We start from the raw sequence: 22,292 nt of genomic DNA, 5'->3' as shown, positions 1-22,292 counted from the left end.
CCAATAAATTTCTCTGCATCGCCTTACTCCATGATAAATCCGGCAGGGCCGATGAGTTTTACATCCTTGGCATCAGCGGTTTTCGAAGAGTCATCCACATTGAATTGATTTTCGCCACTCGATGGCTTCATCAATTCACCATCCTTGTACAAATCGCTGTCGTTTGGTGGCACATACCCATCAGTAGGCAACGCGATACGGGAATTTGTTGGTTCAACAAGATATGGCGTGACAATTATGACCAGTTCTGTTTCGTTTCGCTGAAAAGAAACAGATCGGAATAATGCCCCAATAATAGGAAGTTCACCCAAGAAGGGGGTCTTTGAAACATTGTTATCTGAATCACTATTGAGCAAACCACCTAAAACAAAACTTTGTCCGCTGGCGAGCTCTACAGTTGTTTCTGCCCGGCGAGTCAGCAAGGATTGAATAAAGATATTGTTGATATTGATCGCAGAAGCAGATGATAACTGACTGACCTCTGGGCGGACCTGTAGGTTTATTCGATTGTTTCCAACGAGATTTGGTGTAAAGCGAAGTGACACACCAAATTCCTTATAATCAATGGCAATAGCGCCATCCTCCTGTGGAACCGGAATTGGAAATTCACCTCCGGCCAAAAAACTTGCAGTCTCTCCTGATAAAGCCGTCAAATTTGGTTCCGCCAAAACCGTAATCAGGCCTTCGTCTTCCAGCGCGTCAATCATCCCCTGAATACTTGTCTGGCCATCATTGAAGGCAGCAAACAATCCACTGGTTGATCCGCTTCTTGTGATCAGATTAGTTGCATCAACAATATCGCGTCCGACAAAAGTTCCGAGTGAGAAATTGCCTAAACCACTCAAATTTTCCCAGTTAATACCGAGTTGTTTGGTAACAGAGCGAGCGACTTCTGCAACCTGAACACGAAGGTTCACTTGTTGAGAGCCTTCGACGACAATCCTGTTTACGATATTTCCACCGGGAGCATAGAGCGCTGCCAGACGCTGAGCATCGCTTGAGACAGATGCGCTGGCTGCTCTTCCAGACAAAATCAAGCCTTCTTGTACGGAATGAGCTTTGATAAAGCCATTAGGATCTATGTCCCTTAATGATTGCTGAAGCGAACTTACATCGTGACTAATTTGTACTGGTGAATTGAGAAGCACTGATCCTTTTTTATCAAGTGCAAAGAGGTTGGTCTTACCCGGTCTTTTCGCGAACACATAAATAATGGTCGGAGATTGCACCTGCACATCAGCAAGTTCGGGATTTCCAACAAATACAGAATTGGCCGGATTGTCCAGTTTGATCAACTTACCCGTATTCAATGTTAAATCAATGGGATCGCCAATATCATTAATGATTTTAGCGGCATACCCGTCTGAAACAGGTGTTGCCAACCCGCCTGACACCAGGGCGACCGCTGCCATTGCTAAAAGAAGTTTACGCAAGACCATTTCCCCCTTAGTCAAAAGATTTTTGCTTGGCTTCACCGGCCCGCACAACAATCACTGTATCTGCCGCTTTACCTGCATTTCTGGGTGCTGATATGAGTGAGCTAGCCTCACTATCCAGCGTATACCCTTTTCCACGCTCTGGCTTCAGTGCAACTGCACCTTCGAGTGCACTGTTTTCATCCTGCACCCTTGCAATACTCCGCAGCGACAAAGACAAACGACCGAGCTCGCGTGATACTGAAATGATTTCCACTTCCTTGGGGGTTACTTCCAGTGTTGCAATACTGCGAACGGAAGCTTCCTGCGATTGGTCATCAGTAGATTGATCCATCGCAACGACACGCACATCAGTCAAAATGGTTTCACTGGCATGATGAGGTACCGAGTTTTCCTCACCTTCTTTTTTCAGTTCCAGCGTTAAAACAACATCTACCCGATCACCCGGAAATACGAACCCAGCGATACCTGCAGTTGCATCAACATTAATGGACACCGCACGCATGCCCGGCTCCAATACAGCAGCTAGAAAACCTTGCTGACCGGGACGGACCATACGACTATCTGTGATAGGCTCACCACTTGCGACGCCTTGGCGAACGACTGTTCCAAAAAACTCATCTGCAGTTCGAACCATCTCGACGATATATCTTTCTTCCAAATCGTCAGAGTCCGGCCATGCTTGCCAAGTCAGATGCTCCTCACGTACGAGTGTGCCCGCAGGCAGATCAGAACTTGCCACCAATATTTTTTTCGCTGGCTTTTGCGGCGCGACAACGGTTTCCGTAACCGTTTGCACGGCTGGTGAAGCCACTTGATTACCCGCCCAACTGCGAACGAACATCACTGTTCCACCCGCAATAACAAGGGCAAAAACAACCAGAATTAGTTTACGTGCCATGAGCTTAAATCCAACATTAAAATGATTCCCTTTGTACCTCATCAGTACTTAATTTGGTGTTAAAGAAAGCGCTTATTAACCAACAAAACTGCTGTTTTTTATAAAGAAAACGAAAAATGGTAAGCTTCCTGCGGCTATCGCTACACCATAGGGAACAGGTGTTTTGGTTCTAATGGCAGCACGGGCTCCCTTAAAAAATCCACTGGTTTCATCCATTTGCCTCAACGCTTCACGAATAATGACAACAAAGACGAGGACACCACCTGCGAGAACCATTGAAACAAGAAATGTTAAAATAAATGAAGTACCCGCCCAAAGACTTAAGGCAGTTATCAGTTTGACATCACCGCCCCCGAATAATCCGGCTGCGAATAGCGAAAAGCCAACAATAAAGGTAATCAAGCCGACGATTAGGGAATAAACCCAGTTAGTTTCAACTGGTGACGTCAGAATAAATGCCGGATAAAGTAATATCAGAATAAGGCTGAAGTAATTAGGGATCTTGTAGTGTCGCCAATCAGAATAGGCGGCTAAACCGGTAGTCGCAGCTGCAGCAAACAAAATCACAATATTAAGTATAGGCAAGAACATAACACTGATTACCTATCTGCGACACGCTCGGGGAATGTGCCAAATCAGGAAAATGTACAGCTATCTGTACCAGCTGACGTTAAACTATAACTCCCGCCAACAGCCTCACACATATCTCTTGCGATGTTGTCAAAACTGTCAGTGATGGTGTCTCCGGTCGCTGTAAAAGCAATGATACCCGCCAGCGCAACCAAAGCTGCAATCAGACCATACTCAATTGAAGTGGCCCCTGTTTCGTCACCCAAAAAATGAACAATATTAAACATAGAACCCTCCACCAAAAGTCTGGTCGAATAAAAAAGGGGCTGCGGTTTTGCGCAGCCCCTGGCAATCATACTCTTATGAGAATGTGCAAGAGTTTGTACCACCAGCTGTCAAGCTGTATGTACCGCCTGCACTTGTACAAAGTGTTTCAGCAACTTCGCTGAAAGAGTCAGCGATTGTATCGCCAAGGGCCGTGAAAGCCACCACACCAACCAGGGCGATCAACGCCGCGATCAGTCCATATTCAATTGCAGTTGCACCAGATTCGTCATTTACAAAATTGCGGATCATTTTAATCATTTTACATCTCCTAATAAAGCGACAGAACTCTGTTCTGAAGTTAATCTTTAAAGCCGAGAGACAGTCCTCTCAATCTGTGAACCTCTAACAAGCGTTAACCCTTAAACCATTTGAGGTTCCTAATTTCGAAGCGCTGCTCAAGTGATCTTTTGCCTTGCTCCTGAGAAGTAATTTGCACCAAAATAATTAATCAATAGTTAAACGAATTAACTTTTTTCAAAAAAACTAACTCATTTAACTTGATAAAATTTTATCTAAATTTAAACTAAAAGTAATAATAAAGTATTTGTATTTTTTTTATTTAATAATTACTTATCATCTTCTACACACATTCCCCCACTATATATAATGAGTCATAAACTGAAATCTTTTTACTGAGGAAAGAATACCTAGAATATTTGCCAAATTTTATGATTAATTACGAGAATTTGCGGACAGTTATTTATGCAAGCTTAATACTTAAGTGGATATATTCTAGCCAACTTAGATTTTTTAATTCGAGGTTGGCCCATGTCTATCACCTCATATATTTCAAAAATTATTGCGCAGTTAGTGAATCTGAAATCCGATTTCCGGGGCGTAACAGCAGTCTTAATAGCATTGCTGGCCATCCCTATTTTTGGTGCCATAGGCTTATCCATTGATTTGGGTAGGGCCTATGTCCTGAAATCCAAACTATCAACGGCATTGGACTCAGCGGGACTGGCGGCGGGCAGAGTGGTCTTTCAGGATGATGCGATTGTCCGCGCTGACGCGCAGAAATTTTTTGATGCCAATTTTACAGCCAATTATATGGGTGCATCTGTTAGTGCATTGCAAGTCAGTTGGGATGCAAATCGCGAAAACATTGAATTGAATGTGAATGCCGATCTGAACACAACATTTTTAAGTGTACTAGGCTACAACGAGATTACGGTAGGCGCGCGAACCGTCGTAAACAGGGTTAATCGTGGATTAGAGCTCATTATGGTGCTCGATAATACCGGTTCTATGGCCCGGGATTCCGACAGCAATAGTTACGGCGGTTCATTGGCAAACCAGCGAATGGGTAGTTTACGCGACGCAGCCAACGATCTTGTCGACATATTATATGGATCGAAGGAAGTGCAGAAAAACCTATGGGTCGGGATTGTCCCCTATGTCACTCAAGTGAATGTGGGCTACGACAATATTCATTTTCTGGATACTGACGAGCGGGACAACATAATCTCTGGCAGCTCCAGCGAGTTTTATAAAGATAGTGACTATCATATACCCTTTAACCGAAATGTTGACGGCTCTGGCGGAAATGACACGAACTATGGCTGGAAAGGTTGCGTAGAAATGCGGGATCATCTGGATGGCGGGACAATTGATACAACCGACAATCCCCCAAACAACGACTTCCTTCCTTACATTTATTTTGACGGTCATAGAAACCTGAACAACAGTTATCGCGACAGAGATAACGATTGGAATGACAGCAATCCTGGAACAGTACGGCACATTGCTGCGGCAGATGTGACCCAATGGAACAGCTTTAACAATTCTGTAGGACGCGGTCCAAATGCGGGATGCCCCTCACCCATATTGCCGCTTACAGCTGAAAAATCGACGGTCAAGGCCGCAATCGCCGCCATGCGCCCGTGGTACAGTGGGGGAACAATGGGTAACGTTGGCATGGTTTGGGGATGGCGCGCGATCTCACCAAGATGGAGAGGTCTTTGGTATGGTTCAGATCCTGAGCTCCCAAAAGATTATGATGAACCATTAATCGATAAAGCGGTCATTATGATGACAGATGGCGAGAATCTGGTTTTCAGCCACGGCAGCAAAAGTACTTTCGACTACAACTCATATTCACGTCATCAAAAAAACGCTTGGGGGCGACATGCAAGTAGTGCCGGCTCCACGGATGCCTATACAGATCCTGACGGGCGCCTTCGCTACACGTCATCATCCTACTACCGGAGTAGAATTGATGCCAAATTCACAAGCGTATGTAACGCAATGAAGGCCGCTGGGATTATCGTCTATACGATTAAATTTAAATCGGGTAACGATAACCTGTATCGAAACTGCGCTACATCGCCAGCCCATTTTTTCAACTCCCCGACTAAAGAAGCACTTCGTGATGCTTTTCGCACCATCGGACAGGAACTGAGTAACCTTCGAATTGCAGAATAGAGTGACGCCGTTAAAATCAGCGCAGTATGAACTGCTAAATTTTAGCGGGAAATTATTTAGACCCCAATTACCTGAAATTGTGGATTGACCACAATTGTCGTTAGTGGATAGACTAAATGCAATTACCAATAAATTGCATATCGAGTTGGGGGAAATCTAATGAGGAAGATAATGTATTGCGCAGCGGTTTTGTCGCTGCTAACCGGTTGTGCAACATGGAGTTCAAGCCAAACGACCAAAGATGGCGAGCTATCGCAGTCACAGTGTCAGAAAGCGAAAAAAAATCACCAGAACAAATTCAGCTTTTTGAAGATGACATTTTGGATAGAAAATACAAGGTGCTTGCTGACCTTGAAGTTGTCGTAAATAAAACAACCATTTTCCACGATGACCCAACCCCAGAAATGGCCGCGAAAAAACTTCAAGAGGAAGCTGCTGGAATTGGTGCTGATGCCGTAATTTTAGTCCGCTATGGCACCGTTGGTGTTAGCTTTATGAGTTGGGGCTCAATTGAAGGCAAAGGTCGCGCCATTAAATTTATGTAATTGATATGTCTTCAAAAATCACTTTTCTAAGATCAGTGCTTGTTTTACTCGCATTGTCAGTGGTTAACGGGTGCGCGAGAAGCGCACCTGATTTACCTCCCAGTTTTTCTGAAGCCAATAAGCATGAAATTGAAAAAGAAATTGGTGTTTCAGAAGAACAAAAACGTCTTACATGTGAACAAATCAAATCCAGACAAGACGAAATTTTAATTCGCTACACCGAAAATGAAGCGGTCATCAAAAGCAATCGAGCACATAACCAAGTCGTTGGATATTTTGGTGCTGTGTTGTTCTTGCCGCTACTTGTTGCAGCGGATCATGACCAGGAAGCAAAGACTGAGCTAGATAATCTTCAAAAAGAAAAAGATCAGCTCAATTACCTCGTTAAGGTGAAAAACTGCGCGATTAAAGAGCAATCCGCCAGTTCGTCTTGACCTTAATCAAATAATCTTAGCAATTCACCAACGTCTAGAATTTAGTCACTGCTACATCAAAGATTGTTGGTGAATGCTCATTATTCGAAAGTTGTTTGTTCAGATAATCTGGGGCGGAAGAAAGCCTGACGGTATACAACCAAATCATTAAAGAAATTTGTTGAGAAAAACTGGCCACCTGCACCAACGAAATAGGGTGAGTAACTATAAAAAACCTCGCTGACGATGACGCCCTCCCCCTCAGACAGGGTTTGACCGTTTACATCTGTAAAGACAGCAGGCAGGGTTGCTGTTCCGCCATCATTTCCGATTTTACTGCTGACGCCCGTGATAGTTCCCTTGGAGCGTTGTCCAATGACTAACGGGTCCTGTCCATTTCGTCCCATAACGGATGTCACAACAACCATCCCGGAACCGGTAAAATCAAAAGGTTTGGCAAGATGATCGGTCGAATTGAACAAATTATCCATCTCAGCCGCGCTCAAGCTTCGGCCCGCGCCACCAAATCGGCCATAGTTGCCGATATTCGATCAAGTTTCTGCGTTAAGAGTGCATACCGCCCCACTTCAAAGCTACCAACTGTCAGCAACAGAAGCAGCGGCAACAACATCGCGAACTCAGTCATCGCCACAGCGGATTTATCTTTTAGAAATCGGGTAAATAGCCGTGATCTACGAAGTTGATCAAACAAAATCATGCGTTTCATAAGTCACTCCTAGAATGGCTCGTTTCGAACAACCATCGACGCTGACATGGGAATTGTCCCCCCAAGGATCGGAATAATCTGCCCGCTTAAAAGGTTCCAGTTATAGGTGATTGTATAAAGCACAATTTCGCCGGGCCCACCGAGGCCCGCCTGCCCCATATCATCTTCCCAGGCGCCACTACCGTTTATATCATCGTAGGCTCACCGTCAGGGTAACTAACGCCATTATGAGTAAAAGCGTTAGCTGTATAGCTGCCATCGCCATTTACGTCGGTATAAGGTTCTGGCTGTCCGATATCACCAAAACTTGGATATATTAATGACGAAATATCACTTGGGGTCAAATTGACCATGCCGAGGGAAGCTTCATTCACAATATCGGCAATGCGCTGTTCACGGCTGGTTCCACCTGTATCCATGCCGGTTAAACCAACACGCGAGGCATCTCTCAGCCCACCTTCAACAACTGTATTGACGAACATGGCGACGCTTAGCTCAATAATACCAAAGAGAACCGTCGCCAATACCGGCGAAATCAAGGCAAGCTCTACGGCTGTCGTGCCACGCTGATCACGCCGGATACGCTTTATAAGCTGCTTTAACATGATTTAATCGCACTCTTGTACAGTTCCAAATCCATAAACCGGAACTATAACGCGCACATATTAAACCAGTCTTAACCAAAGGGCCTGAATTTACCTAAAAGTTTAGGTAACTACTGGCTTTCACCACCACCAAAACGCTCTTGCCACTCAGCAACTTCCTCGTCGGAAATTTTACGGAATAACACGTCTGGAACGGTGAATTTGTGACCGGGCTTTAAGGTTGTCAGTTCTACTTCAATGGGTTGGCTGATCCATTCTTCACCTGTCAGACCAAGGTTAAGAGCCTCCGAAATCTGCCGGGACGCATTCGGGATGACCGGTGCGCTTAAGATAGCAAACACGCGAATGAGGTTAATCGCACAACGGAGACTGACCGCAGCCGCATCCGGATCGGTTTTAAACTCGGTCCAAGGTGCAGCTTCGGTCAGATACTCATTTCCCATTACCCAGATCGCACGCAATTCCTGCATGGCTTTGCGGATCTGCAATTCATCCATATGGGTATTGTATGTTTCAATACGTTCAGCAAGCGACTTGATTAAAGCGTCTTCACGTGCCGTTGGGGTTCCCCCGGCAGGGAGTTCTGTTCCAAATTTGGAAGAACAGAATTTCAAGATACGGTTCACAAAATTCCCAAGTGTATCCGCCAGATCTTTGTTGACGGCGCCACTAAAACTTTCCCACGTGAAACTGGTATCGGAATTTTCCGGGGCGTTGGCGAGCAGATAATAACGCCAGTAATCGGCTGGCAGCATTTCAATTGCATCGCTCATAAAAATTCCGCGCTTCTGGCTGGTGGAAAACTTTCCACCATAGTAATTTAACCAGTTAAACCCCTTAATATAGTCAACCATCTTCCAAGGTTCGCGACTTGCAAGCTGCGTGCCGGGAAAGGTTACCGTATGAAAGGGGATGTTATCCTTGGCCATAAACTGGGTGTAATTGACGTCCTCGGCTTCATACCACCAGGATTTCCAATCCCTGTTATCAGCATCCTCATCGGCCCATTCCCACGTCGCGGCGATATATTCGATCGGCGCGTCAAACCACACATAATATACCTTGTCTTCCATCCCTTCACGCCCGACAGGAACACCCCATTTCAAGTCACGCGTTATGCCGCGATCGTGCAAACCTTCATCAAGCCATTTTAAGGCTATCGAAGATACTAGAACTGGCCAATCAGCGTGTTCGTTCACCCAGGCCCGAATTTCATCGGACAGTTTCGACTGTAGTAAAAACAAATGTTTACTTTCACGAACTTCCAGATTGGCGCTCCCTGAAATCGCAGAACGGGGCTCAAGAAGATCAGTTGGATCCAGGAGACGTGTGCAGCTTTCACACTGGTCACCGCGGGCTTTTTCATAGCCGCAATGTGGACAGGTTCCTTCAACGTAGCGGTCAGGCAGAAATCGATCATCATCAATTGAAAAAACCTGCTTCGTGACCCGCTCTTCAATAAAACCGTTTTCCAGAAGCTTGTTTCCAAAATGCTGGGTCAGCTCTCTGTTCTGCGAAGAAGACGAACGACCAAAGTAATCAAAGGATAAAGAGAAGGCTTCACCCAGGCGAGCCTGAACCTCATGCTGTTCCTTACAGAATTCCGCGACGTCAAGGCCAGCTTCTCGCGCTGCAAGCTCGGCAGGTGTTCCGTGCTCATCCGTTGCACAGATGAACAGAACTTCTTCACCGCGTGCACGTAAATAACGAGCATACAAATCAGAAGGCAACATGGACCCGATCAGGTTCCCCAAATGCTTCACACCATTAATATAAGGCAACGCTGAAGTGATAAGATGTCTTGTCATCTATTTTCCCTGAATTTCCGGACATGAGGTTACGTTTCCGACCTTTTACAGGATATGTTTGCCTTTCGCAAAATTTATTGTTTGCTCTCAAGAGAGACTCTTTTGTTTCCGGAGTAAAATAATTTGCTACTATTTGCACTGGTTTTCCAGATTTAAGGGGCGATTGCCAATGGACTTGAAGCTTGGCGGAAAAACGGTGCTCATCACTGGCGCATCCAAAGGGATTGGACGAGCTGCTGCAATTAGCTTTGCCGCTGAAGGGTGTCATCTACAACTGGTTGCGCGGACTGAAGATGACCTGAAGCAGCTTGCGGCGGAAATATCCTCAAACTATCAGGTAAAAACCACAATCTATGCGCTGGATATTTCAGGCAATGGATCTTCCCAGACTTTGTTTGAGAAAACAGGAACACCGGACATATTAATCAATAATGCGGGAGCGATTCCAGCCGGTGATTTGCAAACAATCGACGAGGCCCGTTGGCGTCAAGCGTGGGATTTGAAAGTTTTTGGCTATATTAATATGTGCCGAACTTACTATGACGCTATGTGTCGGAAAAACTCTGGGGTGATTGTCAATGTAACGGGACTGGCTGCGGATCGAACTGATGCAGATTATATTGCGGGAACCACCGGCAATGCAGGTCTTAATGCTTTCACCAGAGCTTTGGGTAGCCGAAGCTTGCGCGATGGAATACGTGTACTGGCGGTAAGCCCCGGCGCTGTCGCGACTGAGCGTCTTGTAAACCTCATGAAAACACGTTCAGAGGCGGAATTTGGAACGACAGACAGATGGCAAAGTTATCTGTCCAACCTGCCTCTTTCACGTGCGGCTGAGGTTGAGGAGGTCGCCGACGTAATAACCTTTATGGCATCAGAACGCGCTTCTTATATCAGCGGTACCATTGTTACTGTTGATGGCGGTCACGGCGCCAATAATGGAAGTTTTACCTAAACAAAGCCGGAGAGAAAAATGACAAAATATAAAAACGGATATGTAAAACATACCGCAAAAGGCGCTAACTGGACATCTGGTCACCGCAGTTTCTTTGAGTATCGCGATCTTGAACTAGGTGACGCAACGAACGGTCAATATTATGCGCAAGTCATTCGCGCAAAACAGGCCCTGACAAAGGGGACAGGTCATCACGCCCATGATGTCCAGTTTCAGTGGGTCTACGTCACTAAAGGATGGGTGGAGTTTGAGTTCAAGGATGTGGGACTGGTGAGGCTTGAGGAAGGGGATTGCCACTTTATGCCTGAAGGGTGCCACCACGAGTTAATGGCTTGCTCAGATGATCTGGAAATGATTGAGATGTACTCTCCCGGAGAGATAAATGACGTAGAAATACCTGATTGGCGAAAATAATTCAGAATTATATCGTATGTTATGATTTTGTTAATATTAGAAATTTAGATTAATTTTTTAATAAAATGTTCAATTGGACAGTTAGTAGATGTTAATCGCCTCCTCAAAATTGTGTGCATTCCTAAATACCTTTTTGGTAGCGGTTTCAGCCTTTGTGTTCCTGACAATTGCATCAGCTTCGGTCCATGCTGCCGAAAAATTGAATGTGCTTTATATTGGTTCTTTCCACAAAGGCGTCCCATGGCCAGAAGCAGTTGCGCGTGGGTTTGAAAACTTACTAAAATCCAACGACAGCAAACACGCAATCTACTATGAAACACTCGATGCCGTCCGATTTAACAAAGATAAACATTTTTCTGCGTTTGCTCAGTTCATGCAGTCGAAATATCAGGATCGCAGAATTGATCTGATCATCAGTGACGGTCAACCGTCCGCCAATTTTCTTGCGGATTACCCGGATTTTCTACCTGATGCTCAGAGGGTTCTAATAACTCCAGTTGGTCATAAATCGCTATCCGACACTGCGAAAAGTTCGAACAATGTACAAATTCCGATAATTCAGGATGTTGATGGTGCCGTCGCTGAAATGATTGAACGTGTTGCCCCGCGAACTGTTTATGTTGTTGGAGACAACAACACGAAGCCAGCCAAACAACGTTTAAAAGCCGCACTGGACGCTCTCAATCCCTACAAGGACAAGATCGATGTTATTGTACTTACCGACAAATCTTTGGAAGAGCTGAAGCAAATACTTGCAGATACACCTGAGAAAAGTGCTATTTTCTACACGCTCATCTTTAGCGACGGAAAGGGCAATCGCCTAACACCATATGCGGTGTTGCAACGACTTTCCCCTGTCGCCAATGCGCCCATCTTCACCAATTGGGAAACGTTGCTAGGTAGCGGCATAGTCGGTGGTTATCTGCTTTCTGGGGAAAAAGTTGGTGAAATTGCTGCCCGGTATGTACTGAATTTCAATCACTCACGTGGCGGTGAAGTCATTCGTGAAATTGCCTATCATCATGTCTATGATCAACGGCAATTAAAACGCTGGAAAATAGCATCTCAGAACTTACCGGAAAATGCACAGATCCGGTTCAAAGCGCCCGATTTTTATGACGTTTATCGGACAGAATTGATCTTTGGCACGCTTCTTCTTTTCGTGGTCAGCATATTGGTATTTCTGCTGGCATCCACCAACAGAAAGCGATTGGTCGCGAATGAAGCCAGCAAAGCAAAATCCAAATTCCTTGCCAATATGAGCCATGAAATCAGAACCCCCTTAAATGGAGTTCTTGGAATGGCGCAAATACTCAAAAAATCAGATTTGAATGAAGACCAGCGGTCCATGGTGGAAACAATTTTATCCGCTGGAAATTCGCTATTATCCATCATCAATGATGTGCTTGATATGAGCAAAATTGAAGCGGACGAGCTCAAACTTGAGGAAATTGATTTTGATCTGAATGAGTTGGTATCAACGGTCGCGTCCCCAATGAAAAGCCTTGCTGACGAGAAGGGCCTTTTCCTTAAAGTTGAAAATGGCCTTGCCGACAGGGTAGCTGTTAAAGGCGACATGGTAAGGGTGCGCCAAATAGTCTGGAATCTTTTGAATAATGCGATCAAATTTACATCGGAAGGAACTGTTTGCCTGAGTGTGACACCGCTCCCTGCCCCACCCAATGATGACCCAAAATACAACCTGAAAAAAGCCAACTGGATCAGATTTCGGGTACGAGATACTGGCAAGGGCATCAGCGATGAAAAAGTTCAGGCCATTTTTGATCGCTTTACCCAAGAAGATACATCCATAAACCGTGAATATGGTGGAACCGGTCTTGGACTATCGATCGTCAAAACAATTGTCGAAAAAATGGGCGGTGAAATTTCAGTAGTCAGTGATTTGAACATCGGCACTGAGTTCACAGTAGATATTCCCTTCAAACCCGGGAACCAGTCCAAAACCGTTAAACAGACACCAAAACCAGCACCGACAATCGTCCCCGACGCATTAAACAAAAACAGTGCCAAGCTAAACGTCTTATTGGCAGAAGATAATCACGTTAATGCTTTGATCGCGACTTCATTTATTGAAAATGCAGGCCATACAGTGCGCCACGTTACAAATGGAAAACTTGCGGTAGAAGTTGCCGACGAAGGCTGGCCTGATTTGATCATTATGGATGTCCACATGCCCGAAATGGACGGGTTGGAGGCCACTAAAATGATAAAGTCCAAAAGTGCGACCCGCAACATTCCAGTTGTTGGTCTCACCGCAGATGCATTTGAAGATCGACATACTCAATTTACGTCCATTGGAATGGACACGGTCATAACCAAGCCCTTCAAAGAAGAGCATCTAGTTTCCCTGCTAGACGAATATAGCGTGCATTTGAGTGCCTGATCAGATCAAAAGCAACCTCCCCCACTCTATCCATCCAAGGAGGGGGGGGAGTTTTAAATCAACTTGCTTTTTTAATACAAGATATAAAGTTTTTCGACATATTTTCGAGTAGTTGGAGATAAAGCCCTGGCCCGAGGCTCAGATTTGCACCCAGAGGGTCAAGCACGCCTGCGGAAGCTGTGCTTCCCTCGATGACTATATTGGAAAGTTTTGCAGGAAACTGCGGTTCGCGAAATACGCAGACAACATTCAGATCGGCAACCTTCTTTCGTAATTCAGTAATTCGTTTTGCCGATGCGGAATGTGCTGGATCGAGGACAATAGAGCCCACAGCCTGTAAACCATAGTGACGTTCAAAATACTGATAGGCATCATGAAATACAATGAAAGGACGATTTCCAACAGAGCTCAACTCTGATTTCAGTTTCTCATCAACCGTTTCAATCTGTGAAATCATCGCACGAGCGTTGGCTTTGTAGGTAGTTCTGTTTTCCGGAAAAGCGCGTGAGAGTTCTTTTGTAATCACTTTCACCATAGTGATTGCGTTTTCAGGGTCCAACCATACATGGGCGTCCACATTCGCCCCATGGGAATGGCCATGGTGATGATTATGGTCGTGATCATCGTGGTCGTCATGGTCTTTATGTTTACCATGGGTTTCGTGAGTGTCATGATCCTTGTGCCCATCGTGATCATCATGAGAGTGAACTTCCCAGTTTGCTCCACTGCGAGTATCCAGCAAGCGGATCCCATCCTGATCCATCAATGCCACCGGGCGAACTGTATCAGGCATCACCCTCAAGGCACGCGGGAGAAAGGTTTCAAAACCTGCATCTATGTAAAAAACAAGAGTCGATTGCTGCAGCATTTTCATTTGAGAGGGTTTCAGCTGGGTTGCGTGAGGGGATACATTTCCTTGCACCAACAATTCAGCCTTACCCGTATCACCCATTACAGCCTGAACCAGTGAATGCACTGGTGCAATAGATGCGGCAACTCGAGAGGAGGATGCCGCGGCTTCGAGCGCAAAAAATGAAAACAGAGCGCTAAGCGCCAGAAACTTTCTCATAATCGTAACTTTCAAATTCCTTACAAGGCTTCAGATCAGAGGCATCAAAATTCACACTTCGACAAATATCGAAACGTACACTTGACAGCCCAGTCATTTTGTTATTGTTATGTTATATAGTAACAAAAACTGAAAGCTACCACAAATGAGAATAATTCGCGTACTTCCTTCGCTTGTTCTGGCGCTAGGCTCATGGAATGCAATGGCAGCTGATGATCATGACCATGATCACCAGCACGGACACCAAGGGACAGGCTTTTACGGACATCTGCATGCTAAAGTTCTTTTCGATCATGTCTATGACGCAGAAGAATCAGATGAAGAGATAAACGAAGCATATACCCACTCCCACCTTGAGCTCGGGTATGGTTTTGAGAATGGACTATCATTCAACACCAATCTGGAACTGGAAGGAGAGCCTGGCGGCCATGACCATCATGGAGGTGGCTCTGAACTTGATGGTAACAATCGATATTTTGAGGATACTCCTCTCTTCGTTCGTTCACTCACAGTCAATTACGATCGAAAAAGCTTTGGCCTGTACGCAGGTAAGTTTGACCCCGTAATCAGCCTTGATCAGCATGCTATGCCCGGTATCTACGGCTATCAAATTGTTGATGAATATACAGTTCGGGAAAAAATCGGTTTTGGTGGCTATGGTCAGCTAAATGCTGGAGATTACGGCAAGCACCGCCTTGATGTGAGCACTTTCTTCTCCGACACGACCTTCTTAAGTAACTCGGTTCTACATGAGCGAGGCCAGACAAAAGAAGAGGATGGCGGCGTTGCCAATACAGAAGATTTCTCATCGATTGCAATTTCGTTAGGTGGCAGGGATTTTTATTCTCTAAATAGTGATATCCCCGAAGGACTGTCTTACCGTATCGGGTTCGCCCACCAGGCCGCGGGTGAAGGGGATGAAGAAGATGAAACCCGGTTCAGCATATCGGGGCAATATGAGCATGTCTTCACATCAGACCTGAAAGGCCGCGTTTTGGGTGAGATCGTGCATATCAACCACCTCAACGGTGAAGCACCGCATGATCGCACCTATAAAACAGTGGGTGCGGAGCTCACTTATGATCAATGGGTTGCAGGTTCGACTTTTACCCATATCGGCAATGACAATCCTGAAGAAGCTGATGAGGCGATTGACGGCAAGGTGTTTCAGGCGTCATTGGAATACCGTTTTCAGAACGGCATCTCGCTCGGCGGTGGATATAAATATCAGGATGTTGAAGGTGAAGAAAACCACAGACTGGGCGCAATGCTTAGCTATTCACTGGAATTCTAACTATAAGGCCCCAATAAAATCTAGGTTCTACAGGGGAAGGTCCAAAGTGGCCTTCTCCGTAGATACAACAATAGATGTTCGAAACTTTCGGACATTTTTATCTGCGAAGAAAAAGCGGTGCGTAAATTTTTCATAGTCTGCAATATCCTTCGCTACCACAATCATGACAAAATCAGCATCACCGGCAATGCAGTAGAAATTTGTCACCTGCCCATCCTGTTTTGCTTTTTGCTTGAATGCGTTGATCTGATCCAGACGATCCCTCTCCAACTCCACCGAGACAATCGCGGTAATGCCAAAGCCCAACTTCTTCTGATCCAGAATTGCGGCTTCTTTTTTAATCACCCCACTTTCGCGAAGTGACTTCAACCGTCTTTGTACAGAAGCGGTAGAGGCACTGATATGTGCCGCCATTTCCTGAATTGAGGTTTTCGCATTCTGCTGCAGTAGAGACAGCAATTTCAAATCACTAATATCCATGATCATATTTTATCAATATTTCTTCCTGTTAGACACAAACAAATCAATTTTTATCCTTTATTTGCATTTTTTACATCACATTTTTTAGATATTGTGAGGCCTATGAAACAAGGAATGATAACAATCTTACCTCTTGCAGCAGGTGCAGCCATATATGGCTTTGCCTTCGGTTTGTTAGCCGCGCAAGTTGGTTTTCCATGGTGGGGAGTGGCACTAATGAGCTCCCTCGTTCACGCCGGCTCATCGCAAATTGTTGCGGTTGAGCAATTCGCTGCCAGTCCCGCTGTGATTGGTGCCGCCCTCGCCAGTGCCGCATTAAACCTGCGATACATAGGTATTGTTGCTTCATTGTCGGACATACTGGACGGATTGCCGCTTCGGTTTAAATTACTGGCAATTCATATCACAGGCGATGAAAATTGGGCGTTGACCATGTCGGAACGTGCCAAAAACCCCACTATTGGCGCCCCCTTCCTTATTGGCTCCGGCATTGTCATGATCAGTGTGTGGACCCTCTCAACCTCATTTGGGGCGATTGTTGGATCCAACCTCCCCAATTTAGAAGAGTTTGGCCTCGGATTTGCCTTCACAGCGGCATTTATTGCATGGCAAGAGGGTTATGGAGTGGGCATTCCAGACTGTTTCCTTGGTTGATCAGCTTCTTTATTACCATGATCTTTGTATTACTGGGCTTGGCAAAAGCCTATGCAATTGTTGCAGGGACACTAGCTGGCCTTGCCTGCATCGCAGTGTTAAGACGCAGGAGTAACCATCAATGAGTACCGATTTTTGGGTATTGATATTTGTCCTAGCAGCAGCGGCTTTCTCAATCCGTATTCTGGGGTTGGTCGCCGGAGACACGATCAAAGCGTCCAAGCATGCCTGGATACTGGAAGAGATCCCCGGCCTGATTATCATCTCTCTTGTTGCTGCATCACTAACTGGTCAAGGGCTTACAACTTGGATCGCCGCTGGCGCTGCACTTGCAATCGCATGGCTCAGTAATCACGTAATCTGGACCATGTGCGGCGGTGTGGCAGTCTTTGCGCTGCTGAATTTTATGGGCTCCCAAGGCTGGTAAGTAATGAATTGACCTGCAGCGCAATTTTCAGCTCTTGCACCTGTATTATAATCCCATTAAGACAACATTTTCTCTTTCGTTATATGATCATTTGCCTATATGGAAGGCAGAACTGAAAACAGAGGTAGATGTGACCAAACTAAACCGCACCGTAAGTATTGCGCCCATGATGGACTGGACGGATTTTTTCTCAGCTACTTGATTTAGTTGTTAATTTTTTTCTTGGTAAGTATTTAATGCCAATAACTTTTTACGCAATGAATATAACCGTGTAAAGAAATTGACTGCGTTCCTAAAGCAATTCAAACAATTGCGATATGGGTCAAAAATTCAATCTTTATACGTGTTTTATATTATAAAAAAATCAACCATATATAGTAAATTTATCCCCAACATATCCTAACATCAAGTATTACAAGTTGCTGGATGGCTGATTTTTTTTATCAGTAGCAACCTTTTCATAATAATGCACAATATGATGAAAGAGAAACTCTCGAACCTCGTTTGAGGGACCTCGAGCAATGTTTTTATATTTTGAACCATCCATGACTTGCAGGTAACTTTGTCGGCCATACCGAATTAGAAGGGTTCGAAGCACCAGATTTGCACTAACCGTGAATTGCCTTCGAGGACTATTTTTTACCTGCTCAATAAAATCATTAATGTCAACTGTAGGCCTTAAAGCTAAGGCCCCACTATCAATGCTGATTTCCATTGGTGTGAGGTGAATTCGCTCCTGATGCTTGGGCCTAAGTATTAAATAAAGCAAAAACAGAGGAAAGGCCGCTAAGACAACCAGAAACATATAAACGGCTGATGAGATCATAAAGTGGTATATGTTTTGAATATTCGTTAGCTGAGCATTGAACAGTGACTGAAAAAGTAAATTCATAGAGAGCATTAAAATGCTATAAATTGCTAGCAATATTGCGTTTATTGGGTGCTTTGGTAGCGGCAAAACAATAACTTCAGTATCACCTTTTTTGGTGTAGGAAACATTATTTTTCGAGTAAAATTTAGTTATTTTTTTTGACATAAATACTTTTCTAGTTGTCTATTTAATTAAATTGAGAGCCACCGTTAATAGATTTAACATCAAACACAAGCACTACCTTAATTTTCCTCCAACCAAAGTGAAAAAATTCAATCAGATATGCAGCGACACCTGAATACAAAGAGAATTAATTTGGCACTGTGACTTATTAGGGATTAGTACAATCGAGTTCTCTCATTTCAGCGAACATTCCAAACGCAAAAGTAATAACAGATATTTTAAACTGCCTCAGACACCAAACATAACTATTGAGAGCCTTAAGTAGCTTAAACCATTTTTCCGGAAAAAGGCAATCCAGACTAGCGGATTATCGATGTTTTAAAAAATCAAGGCCAATTCACCCATATGGACGGGTTGATCCAACCAAGCGAAGTACCATCCCACCGGTGCTTAAGCTAAAGGATTACGTTCTGCAAACGAGCCAATTCACTTTTGTTAACCTCTACGCAGATAAACGGGCAAACAGCGGCTTCATCGGGGCCGACCTTCTCCACCTAACGGGCATAACAATCCAATAAATAATTTTGATTTAAAAGCTCCTTAAGCGGTACTAATATAGCGAAACAGCGGAATTTTATGACTGAAACTCAGGCCATTCCTAAATCAGCGCTTTATATATCTCGTTGATTTTTGCCTAAAATTCTATTTTTCGGCCGTAAAAAGAAACCAAGGAAACCGTGACCAAATTCAACCGTACCGCAACTATTAGTCCTCATAAAGGATTGGGCGGACTTCAGACATAACCGATTAAATCAATTGTATTTTTCGGCACTCTTTTAGCGCCAATTAAATTATCGATGCTAACAACAACTGACTGATTATTAACTACTTAAGACCGGTATTACTAATTTTAGAAAGGATAATAATTAGCGAAAACACTTTGTTTTGCCCATCAAGCGGTACAACAGTTGAGGTCTGCTATACAAAGTTAGCGGTAATGCCCTTCTTTCTGCTTCTTAAAACAATTGCAAGGCCAACAAAAGTGAAGGCGTGAAGCATTGCGAAGCAAGCAAAGCCAAGTACAAGAACGTATTTACTATCTTTATAGAATGAACGCGAGATTACGTGCTCGATATCTACGCCAAGTAAAAAAATGACAGCCACAGAAAAGCTTATAACCCCCATAAATACCCACAGAAATGAATGTTCCGCAACATTATGAAGCCATCTCAAGTAGAATACTGTTTGCTGTTCTATAATTGTGCCTCTTCTTTGAGGGGTTGAATTTTTGAGAATATGGCAAAGACTAATATGCGCAAATAAGCCCTCAATGATGACAACAAGAATAAACATAAGAACAAAGAACCAGGCAATTTCTGTCGGAGGCCCATCAACCACCTGATCAAAATTTGAAATAACAAAAATTGGAAAATCATATAATCCGTGTAACAGGATTGGCACGATAGCGGCTAACGCCCAGTAAATGATCTTATTTCGACCTTTGGTAGCTTTCGCAGCGAAGAAACCCATAAGAGCGCCAACAAAAGCATGCCCCGGGACTGCACTTATGCTCCGCAATAGTGCAACAAAATGCCAATTGTCACTGTCTACGACGTAGAAAATATTCTCTAGACAAGCAAAGCCACACGCAACGGCAATGCTCAGTGTAAATGTCTGGCTGGGTTTCAGAGTGTGAAGCTGGCCACTAATTAAGGTTAATAGTGCTATAAGTTTGAACGTCTCTTCTGGAATTGCAGCACCAAAAAAGGCATGATTGAGACTGCTTTCAAAAAAACCATCACCATAGCCAAAAGACTTCTCATAAATCTGCACTACAACAACAACAGGAAAGGCTGCACAGGCGCCAAATCCAAAGCCCTCCCATATTTTATCGCCAGTAACTTTGATTCTGGCAGCAGTCAAAAAATATACAAGCACGATAACAGGCGGAACAATTGCAGCAAAAAATGAAAGTGTTCTAAGCGGGATTTCGTCCATTGATGAGTTATCTTGCAGAATAGTTTAAAACAACTATAGCAATCAATGATAGCATTATTATGCCGCCAAAAATTGCTCCTGTCTTTGACACTCCACCCGTACTGCGAATACGCTCATCGCGCTCCTCTGGAGAGAGCCCCAATGCCTCGATTTTTTTTATTTTTTTGTTGGCGCTCTCAACGTAAAACTGATTTCCAAGCAGAAGAAACACAACTCCAATAGCAATACTGGCATCCGGTAGATCCGGAAATACTGTATATAAAATTACCGGAACCAGTAAAATAGCTAAGCCCCATAAGTACATTTTTCGATAAAATAGCCATGGTATTGGAAAGAAAAAAGCAACCCAATTGTACGATTTAGGTTTTTTGTTCGCGTTTAGGTCGTTGTTTAATTGTAAAAAAATCTCTGCATTCGGACCAACAAATAGCCTAAAAAGCCGCTCTCTTGAGTATTCCGAAGAAAAATCAGCACTATTTTCTGTTTCAATCACTTCATTCTGTTGCGACACAACTTCCCCCTACCTAATCAACATTTTTCTTGCATCCCTTACAACTTAGAGGATTATACAAATTCTCTGAATTTCTTGAAACACTATTTTCTTCAATCGTCTGATCCATCAAATATTGACAAATATGCGGTGTAGTTTGTGTCTTTGCTAAAACCTCACCATACGGTAGAATTCCCTACTGGACACATCCTCATAGAATTAAAGGACCAAAAACTAGAGAATGTAATTACGAAGTTCCTCCAATTATTTTTGTTCTGACCTAGTGAGAAAGCCTGAATGCCTAGTAGCGGCGTTAAGCTACAGATTTTCCCTTGGTTTTCTGCGTGGAATTATATATCTAAACTACGAAATGAAACAGAGGTAGATGTGACCAAACTAAACCGCACCGTAAGTATTGCGCCCATGATGGATTGGACTGATCGTCATGACAGATATTTTCTGCGCCTGATCACATCACGAGCCCTGCTGTACACAGAGATGGTGACAACCGGTGCAATTCTTTTTGGTGACGAAGCCCGGCATCTAAACTTTCATTCAGATGAACAACCCGTTGCATTACAACTGGGCGGCAGCAATCCGGAAGACCTTGCCAAATGCGCTAAAATCGCTGAGGGGTATGGATACAAGGAAATTAACCTGAATGTAGCTGCCCTTCAGACCGGGTTCAAAATGGGCGGTTTGGCGCCTGCCTGATGGCCGAGCCAGAATTGGTAGCCGATTGCGTTGCTGCAATGAAAGATGCAACGACGCTGCCCGTAACCGTCAAAAACCGAATTGGCATTGATGATCTGGATAGTTACGAGCATCTTGTCCATTTCACTCAAACCATTAAAGACAAAGGTTGTGAGACTTTCATCATTCATGCCCGCAAAGCCTGGCTTACAGGGCTCAGCCCAAAAGAAAACAGAACCATTCCACCGCTCAAATATGATGTTGTTTATCAGCTAAAGAAAGATTTTCCGGAACTCGAGATCATTATAAATGGTGGCATTCAAACTCTTGAGGAAATAGACAGCCATCTGCAGGCTGTAGACGGCGTTATGATTGGGCGCGAAGCTATCAGAATCCATATTTTCTGGCGCAAATTGACCAGCGCTATTACGGCGTTTCAGACGATGCGCCAGAGCGCAAAGAAGTGGTCGAAAAAATCTTGCCCTATATCGATTCCGAAATGGCAAAAGGAGTTCCTCTGAAAGCCATTTCCCGGCATATGCTTGGGCTATTTCAGGGGCGACCCGGCGCGCGTGCCTGGCGGCGACATATTTCTGAAAACGCACATCTGGACGGCGCCGACACCAGCATTTTAAAAGAGGCTGCTGCAAAAGTACGCTAAGCG

Annotated in this window: 24 protein-coding genes and 1 pseudogene; 10 read left to right on the top strand and 15 right to left on the bottom strand. The window is 44.3% G+C overall.

From position 1 onward, the window contains the following. Positions 1-23: 23 nt before the first annotated feature. The 5 genes from JCM23214_RS13720 to JCM23214_RS13700 form a co-directional block, all read right to left on the bottom strand. The gene (locus JCM23214_RS13720; RefSeq protein ID WP_159104367.1) at positions 24-1,433 is read right to left on the bottom strand and encodes a type II and III secretion system protein family protein; all 1,410 of its coding nucleotides are present in this window, start codon (positions 1,431-1,433) and stop codon (positions 24-26) included. 13 nt (positions 1,434-1,446) lie between these two features. Then, positions 1,447-2,337 (bottom strand): Flp pilus assembly protein CpaB, encoded by an 891-nt coding sequence (cpaB, locus tag JCM23214_RS13715; protein WP_025899442.1) that lies wholly within the window; start codon positions 2,335-2,337, stop codon positions 1,447-1,449. A gap of 75 nt (positions 2,338-2,412) precedes the next feature. After that, positions 2,413-2,928 carry an A24 family peptidase gene (locus tag JCM23214_RS22665; RefSeq protein WP_025899441.1) on the bottom strand — a complete coding sequence of 172 codons (516 nt, stop codon included), beginning with the start codon at positions 2,926-2,928 and terminating at the stop codon, positions 2,413-2,415. Positions 2,929-2,972: 44 nt separating this feature from the next. Next, the gene (locus JCM23214_RS20900) at positions 2,973-3,194 is read right to left on the bottom strand and encodes a Flp family type IVb pilin (protein ID WP_037493674.1); all 222 of its coding nucleotides are present in this window, start codon (positions 3,192-3,194) and stop codon (positions 2,973-2,975) included. Positions 3,195-3,267: 73 nt separating this feature from the next. Beyond that, a complete protein-coding gene (locus tag JCM23214_RS13700; RefSeq protein ID WP_025899439.1) occupies positions 3,268-3,492 on the bottom strand; it encodes a Flp family type IVb pilin in 225 nt (74 codons plus the stop codon). A gap of 510 nt (positions 3,493-4,002) precedes the next feature. Here JCM23214_RS13700 and JCM23214_RS13695 point away from each other — a divergent pair. From JCM23214_RS13695 to JCM23214_RS13685, 3 genes are all read left to right on the top strand, one after another. After that, positions 4,003-5,658, top strand: coding sequence for a TadE/TadG family type IV pilus assembly protein (locus tag JCM23214_RS13695; RefSeq protein ID WP_025899438.1), 1,656 nt, complete (start codon positions 4,003-4,005; stop codon positions 5,656-5,658). Positions 5,659-5,774: 116 nt separating this feature from the next. After that, entirely contained in the window at positions 5,775-6,203 is a 429-nt protein-coding gene (locus JCM23214_RS20895) for a hypothetical protein (protein ID WP_148301895.1), read from the top strand. A 5-nt stretch (positions 6,204-6,208) separates the two neighbouring features. Next, a complete protein-coding gene (locus JCM23214_RS13685; RefSeq protein WP_025899436.1) occupies positions 6,209-6,637 on the top strand; it encodes a hypothetical protein in 429 nt (142 codons plus the stop codon). A gap of 80 nt (positions 6,638-6,717) precedes the next feature. Here the strand turns inward: JCM23214_RS13685 and JCM23214_RS13680 are convergent, their stop codons facing one another. The 5 genes from JCM23214_RS13680 to metG all read right to left on the bottom strand — a co-directional run bounded on the left by JCM23214_RS13680 (position 6,718) and on the right by metG (position 9,756). After that, positions 6,718-7,107 (bottom strand): hypothetical protein, encoded by a 390-nt coding sequence (locus tag JCM23214_RS13680; protein ID WP_148301894.1) that lies wholly within the window; start codon positions 7,105-7,107, stop codon positions 6,718-6,720. A gap of 11 nt (positions 7,108-7,118) precedes the next feature. Further along, on the bottom strand, positions 7,119-7,343 hold the full coding sequence (locus tag JCM23214_RS13675; protein ID WP_025899434.1) for a TadE/TadG family type IV pilus assembly protein: 225 nt from the start codon (positions 7,341-7,343) through the stop codon (positions 7,119-7,121). Positions 7,344-7,352: 9 nt separating this feature from the next. Continuing rightward, entirely contained in the window at positions 7,353-7,502 is a 150-nt protein-coding gene (locus tag JCM23214_RS23520; RefSeq protein WP_159104366.1) for a hypothetical protein, read from the bottom strand. 26 nt (positions 7,503-7,528) lie between these two features. Beyond that, positions 7,529-7,948 carry a TadE/TadG family type IV pilus assembly protein gene (locus JCM23214_RS13665; protein WP_025899433.1) on the bottom strand — a complete coding sequence of 140 codons (420 nt, stop codon included), beginning with the start codon at positions 7,946-7,948 and terminating at the stop codon, positions 7,529-7,531. Between the two features lie 110 nt (positions 7,949-8,058). Next, on the bottom strand, positions 8,059-9,756 hold the full coding sequence (gene metG / locus JCM23214_RS13660; RefSeq protein WP_025899432.1) for a methionine--tRNA ligase: 1,698 nt from the start codon (positions 9,754-9,756) through the stop codon (positions 8,059-8,061). A gap of 169 nt (positions 9,757-9,925) precedes the next feature. Here metG and JCM23214_RS13655 point away from each other — a divergent pair, with 169 nt between their 5' ends. The 3 genes from JCM23214_RS13655 to JCM23214_RS22660 all read left to right on the top strand — a co-directional run bounded on the left by JCM23214_RS13655 (position 9,926) and on the right by JCM23214_RS22660 (position 13,529). Continuing rightward, positions 9,926-10,711, top strand: coding sequence for a short-chain dehydrogenase/reductase (locus JCM23214_RS13655; protein ID WP_025899431.1), 786 nt, complete (start codon positions 9,926-9,928; stop codon positions 10,709-10,711). A gap of 18 nt (positions 10,712-10,729) precedes the next feature. Next, positions 10,730-11,125 carry a cupin domain-containing protein gene (locus tag JCM23214_RS13650; protein ID WP_025899430.1) on the top strand — a complete coding sequence of 132 codons (396 nt, stop codon included), beginning with the start codon at positions 10,730-10,732 and terminating at the stop codon, positions 11,123-11,125. A gap of 88 nt (positions 11,126-11,213) precedes the next feature. After that, positions 11,214-13,529: an ATP-binding protein gene (locus JCM23214_RS22660; RefSeq protein WP_025899429.1), complete on the top strand. Its 2,316-nt coding sequence runs from the start codon at positions 11,214-11,216 to the stop codon at positions 13,527-13,529. A gap of 58 nt (positions 13,530-13,587) precedes the next feature. Here JCM23214_RS22660 and JCM23214_RS13640 read toward each other — a convergent pair whose 3' ends face one another. Beyond that, on the bottom strand, positions 13,588-14,598 hold the full coding sequence (locus JCM23214_RS13640) for a zinc ABC transporter substrate-binding protein (RefSeq protein WP_025899428.1): 1,011 nt from the start codon (positions 14,596-14,598) through the stop codon (positions 13,588-13,590). A gap of 145 nt (positions 14,599-14,743) precedes the next feature. Between JCM23214_RS13640 and JCM23214_RS13635 the strand changes: the two genes are divergently transcribed. Continuing rightward, the gene (locus JCM23214_RS13635) at positions 14,744-15,892 is read left to right on the top strand and encodes a hypothetical protein (RefSeq protein ID WP_025899427.1); all 1,149 of its coding nucleotides are present in this window, start codon (positions 14,744-14,746) and stop codon (positions 15,890-15,892) included. Positions 15,893-15,919: 27 nt separating this feature from the next. On the opposite strand, the gene JCM23214_RS13630 is transcribed toward JCM23214_RS13635, so the two are convergent. Continuing rightward, positions 15,920-16,372 carry an Lrp/AsnC family transcriptional regulator gene (locus tag JCM23214_RS13630; protein WP_084264856.1) on the bottom strand — a complete coding sequence of 151 codons (453 nt, stop codon included), beginning with the start codon at positions 16,370-16,372 and terminating at the stop codon, positions 15,920-15,922. Positions 16,373-16,486: 114 nt separating this feature from the next. Between JCM23214_RS13630 and JCM23214_RS20885 the strand changes: the two genes are divergently transcribed. Beyond that, complete coding sequence (locus tag JCM23214_RS20885) at positions 16,487-17,026, top strand: AzlC family ABC transporter permease (protein ID WP_199899603.1); 540 nt, start codon at positions 16,487-16,489, stop codon at positions 17,024-17,026. Between the two features lie 121 nt (positions 17,027-17,147). Beyond that, positions 17,148-17,453, top strand: a complete 306-nt coding sequence (locus tag JCM23214_RS13620; protein WP_025899425.1) for an AzlD domain-containing protein — start codon at positions 17,148-17,150, stop codon at positions 17,451-17,453. A 412-nt stretch (positions 17,454-17,865) separates the two neighbouring features. On the opposite strand, the gene JCM23214_RS13615 is transcribed toward JCM23214_RS13620, so the two are convergent. From JCM23214_RS13615 to JCM23214_RS13605, 3 genes are all read right to left on the bottom strand, one after another. Further along, the gene (locus JCM23214_RS13615) at positions 17,866-18,489 is read right to left on the bottom strand and encodes a hypothetical protein (RefSeq protein ID WP_025899424.1); all 624 of its coding nucleotides are present in this window, start codon (positions 18,487-18,489) and stop codon (positions 17,866-17,868) included. Positions 18,490-19,425: 936 nt separating this feature from the next. Beyond that, complete coding sequence (locus tag JCM23214_RS22655) at positions 19,426-20,445, bottom strand: PrsW family glutamic-type intramembrane protease (RefSeq protein ID WP_025899423.1); 1,020 nt, start codon at positions 20,443-20,445, stop codon at positions 19,426-19,428. Positions 20,446-20,452: 7 nt separating this feature from the next. Continuing rightward, a complete protein-coding gene (locus tag JCM23214_RS13605; protein ID WP_025899422.1) occupies positions 20,453-20,956 on the bottom strand; it encodes a DUF2628 domain-containing protein in 504 nt (167 codons plus the stop codon). A gap of 402 nt (positions 20,957-21,358) precedes the next feature. Here JCM23214_RS13605 and dusA point away from each other — a divergent pair. Further along, a pseudogene (gene dusA / locus JCM23214_RS26780) lies at positions 21,359-22,289 on the top strand (tRNA dihydrouridine(20/20a) synthase DusA). Positions 22,290-22,292: the final 3 nt, after the last annotated feature.

The organism is Sneathiella glossodoripedis JCM 23214 (assembly GCF_000616095.1).
GTDB classification, from domain to species: Bacteria; Pseudomonadota; Alphaproteobacteria; order Sneathiellales; family Sneathiellaceae; genus Sneathiella; species Sneathiella glossodoripedis.
This window is presented reverse-complemented; position numbering and strand designations above follow the sequence as displayed.

Excerpts from the sequence above, each read along its gene's own strand:
- cpaB (WP_025899442.1), bottom strand. The coding sequence starts at position 2,337 with ATGGCACGTAAACTAATTCTGGTTGTTTTTGCCCTTGTTATTGCGGGT.
- JCM23214_RS20895 (WP_148301895.1), top strand. The coding sequence starts at position 5,775 with ATGCAATTACCAATAAATTGCATATCGAGTTGGGGGAAATCTAATGAG.
- JCM23214_RS23520 (WP_159104366.1), bottom strand. The coding sequence starts at position 7,502 with ATGGGGCAGGCGGGCCTCGGTGGGCCCGGCGAAATTGTGCTTTATACA.
- JCM23214_RS13665 (WP_025899433.1), bottom strand. The coding sequence starts at position 7,948 with ATGTTAAAGCAGCTTATAAAGCGTATCCGGCGTGATCAGCGTGGCACG.
- JCM23214_RS13675 (WP_025899434.1), bottom strand. The coding sequence starts at position 7,343 with ATGAAACGCATGATTTTGTTTGATCAACTTCGTAGATCACGGCTATTT.
- JCM23214_RS13640 (WP_025899428.1), bottom strand. The coding sequence starts at position 14,598 with ATGAGAAAGTTTCTGGCGCTTAGCGCTCTGTTTTCATTTTTTGCGCTC.
- JCM23214_RS13655 (WP_025899431.1), top strand. The coding sequence starts at position 9,926 with ATGGACTTGAAGCTTGGCGGAAAAACGGTGCTCATCACTGGCGCATCC.
- JCM23214_RS13635 (WP_025899427.1), top strand. The coding sequence starts at position 14,744 with ATGAGAATAATTCGCGTACTTCCTTCGCTTGTTCTGGCGCTAGGCTCA.
- JCM23214_RS13700 (WP_025899439.1), bottom strand. The coding sequence starts at position 3,492 with ATGATTAAAATGATCCGCAATTTTGTAAATGACGAATCTGGTGCAACT.
- JCM23214_RS20900 (WP_037493674.1), bottom strand. The coding sequence starts at position 3,194 with ATGTTTAATATTGTTCATTTTTTGGGTGACGAAACAGGGGCCACTTCA.
- JCM23214_RS22655 (WP_025899423.1), bottom strand. The coding sequence starts at position 20,445 with ATGGACGAAATCCCGCTTAGAACACTTTCATTTTTTGCTGCAATTGTT.
- JCM23214_RS13685 (WP_025899436.1), top strand. The coding sequence starts at position 6,209 with ATGTCTTCAAAAATCACTTTTCTAAGATCAGTGCTTGTTTTACTCGCA.
- JCM23214_RS13695 (WP_025899438.1), top strand. The coding sequence starts at position 4,003 with ATGTCTATCACCTCATATATTTCAAAAATTATTGCGCAGTTAGTGAAT.
- metG (WP_025899432.1), bottom strand. The coding sequence starts at position 9,756 with ATGACAAGACATCTTATCACTTCAGCGTTGCCTTATATTAATGGTGTG.
- JCM23214_RS13615 (WP_025899424.1), bottom strand. The coding sequence starts at position 18,489 with ATGTCAAAAAAAATAACTAAATTTTACTCGAAAAATAATGTTTCCTAC.
- JCM23214_RS13630 (WP_084264856.1), bottom strand. The coding sequence starts at position 16,372 with ATGGATATTAGTGATTTGAAATTGCTGTCTCTACTGCAGCAGAATGCG.
- JCM23214_RS20885 (WP_199899603.1), top strand. The coding sequence starts at position 16,487 with ATGATAACAATCTTACCTCTTGCAGCAGGTGCAGCCATATATGGCTTT.
- JCM23214_RS22660 (WP_025899429.1), top strand. The coding sequence starts at position 11,214 with ATGTTAATCGCCTCCTCAAAATTGTGTGCATTCCTAAATACCTTTTTG.
- JCM23214_RS22665 (WP_025899441.1), bottom strand. The coding sequence starts at position 2,928 with ATGTTCTTGCCTATACTTAATATTGTGATTTTGTTTGCTGCAGCTGCG.
- JCM23214_RS13650 (WP_025899430.1), top strand. The coding sequence starts at position 10,730 with ATGACAAAATATAAAAACGGATATGTAAAACATACCGCAAAAGGCGCT.
- JCM23214_RS13620 (WP_025899425.1), top strand. The coding sequence starts at position 17,148 with ATGAGTACCGATTTTTGGGTATTGATATTTGTCCTAGCAGCAGCGGCT.
- JCM23214_RS13680 (WP_148301894.1), bottom strand. The coding sequence starts at position 7,107 with ATGGATAATTTGTTCAATTCGACCGATCATCTTGCCAAACCTTTTGAT.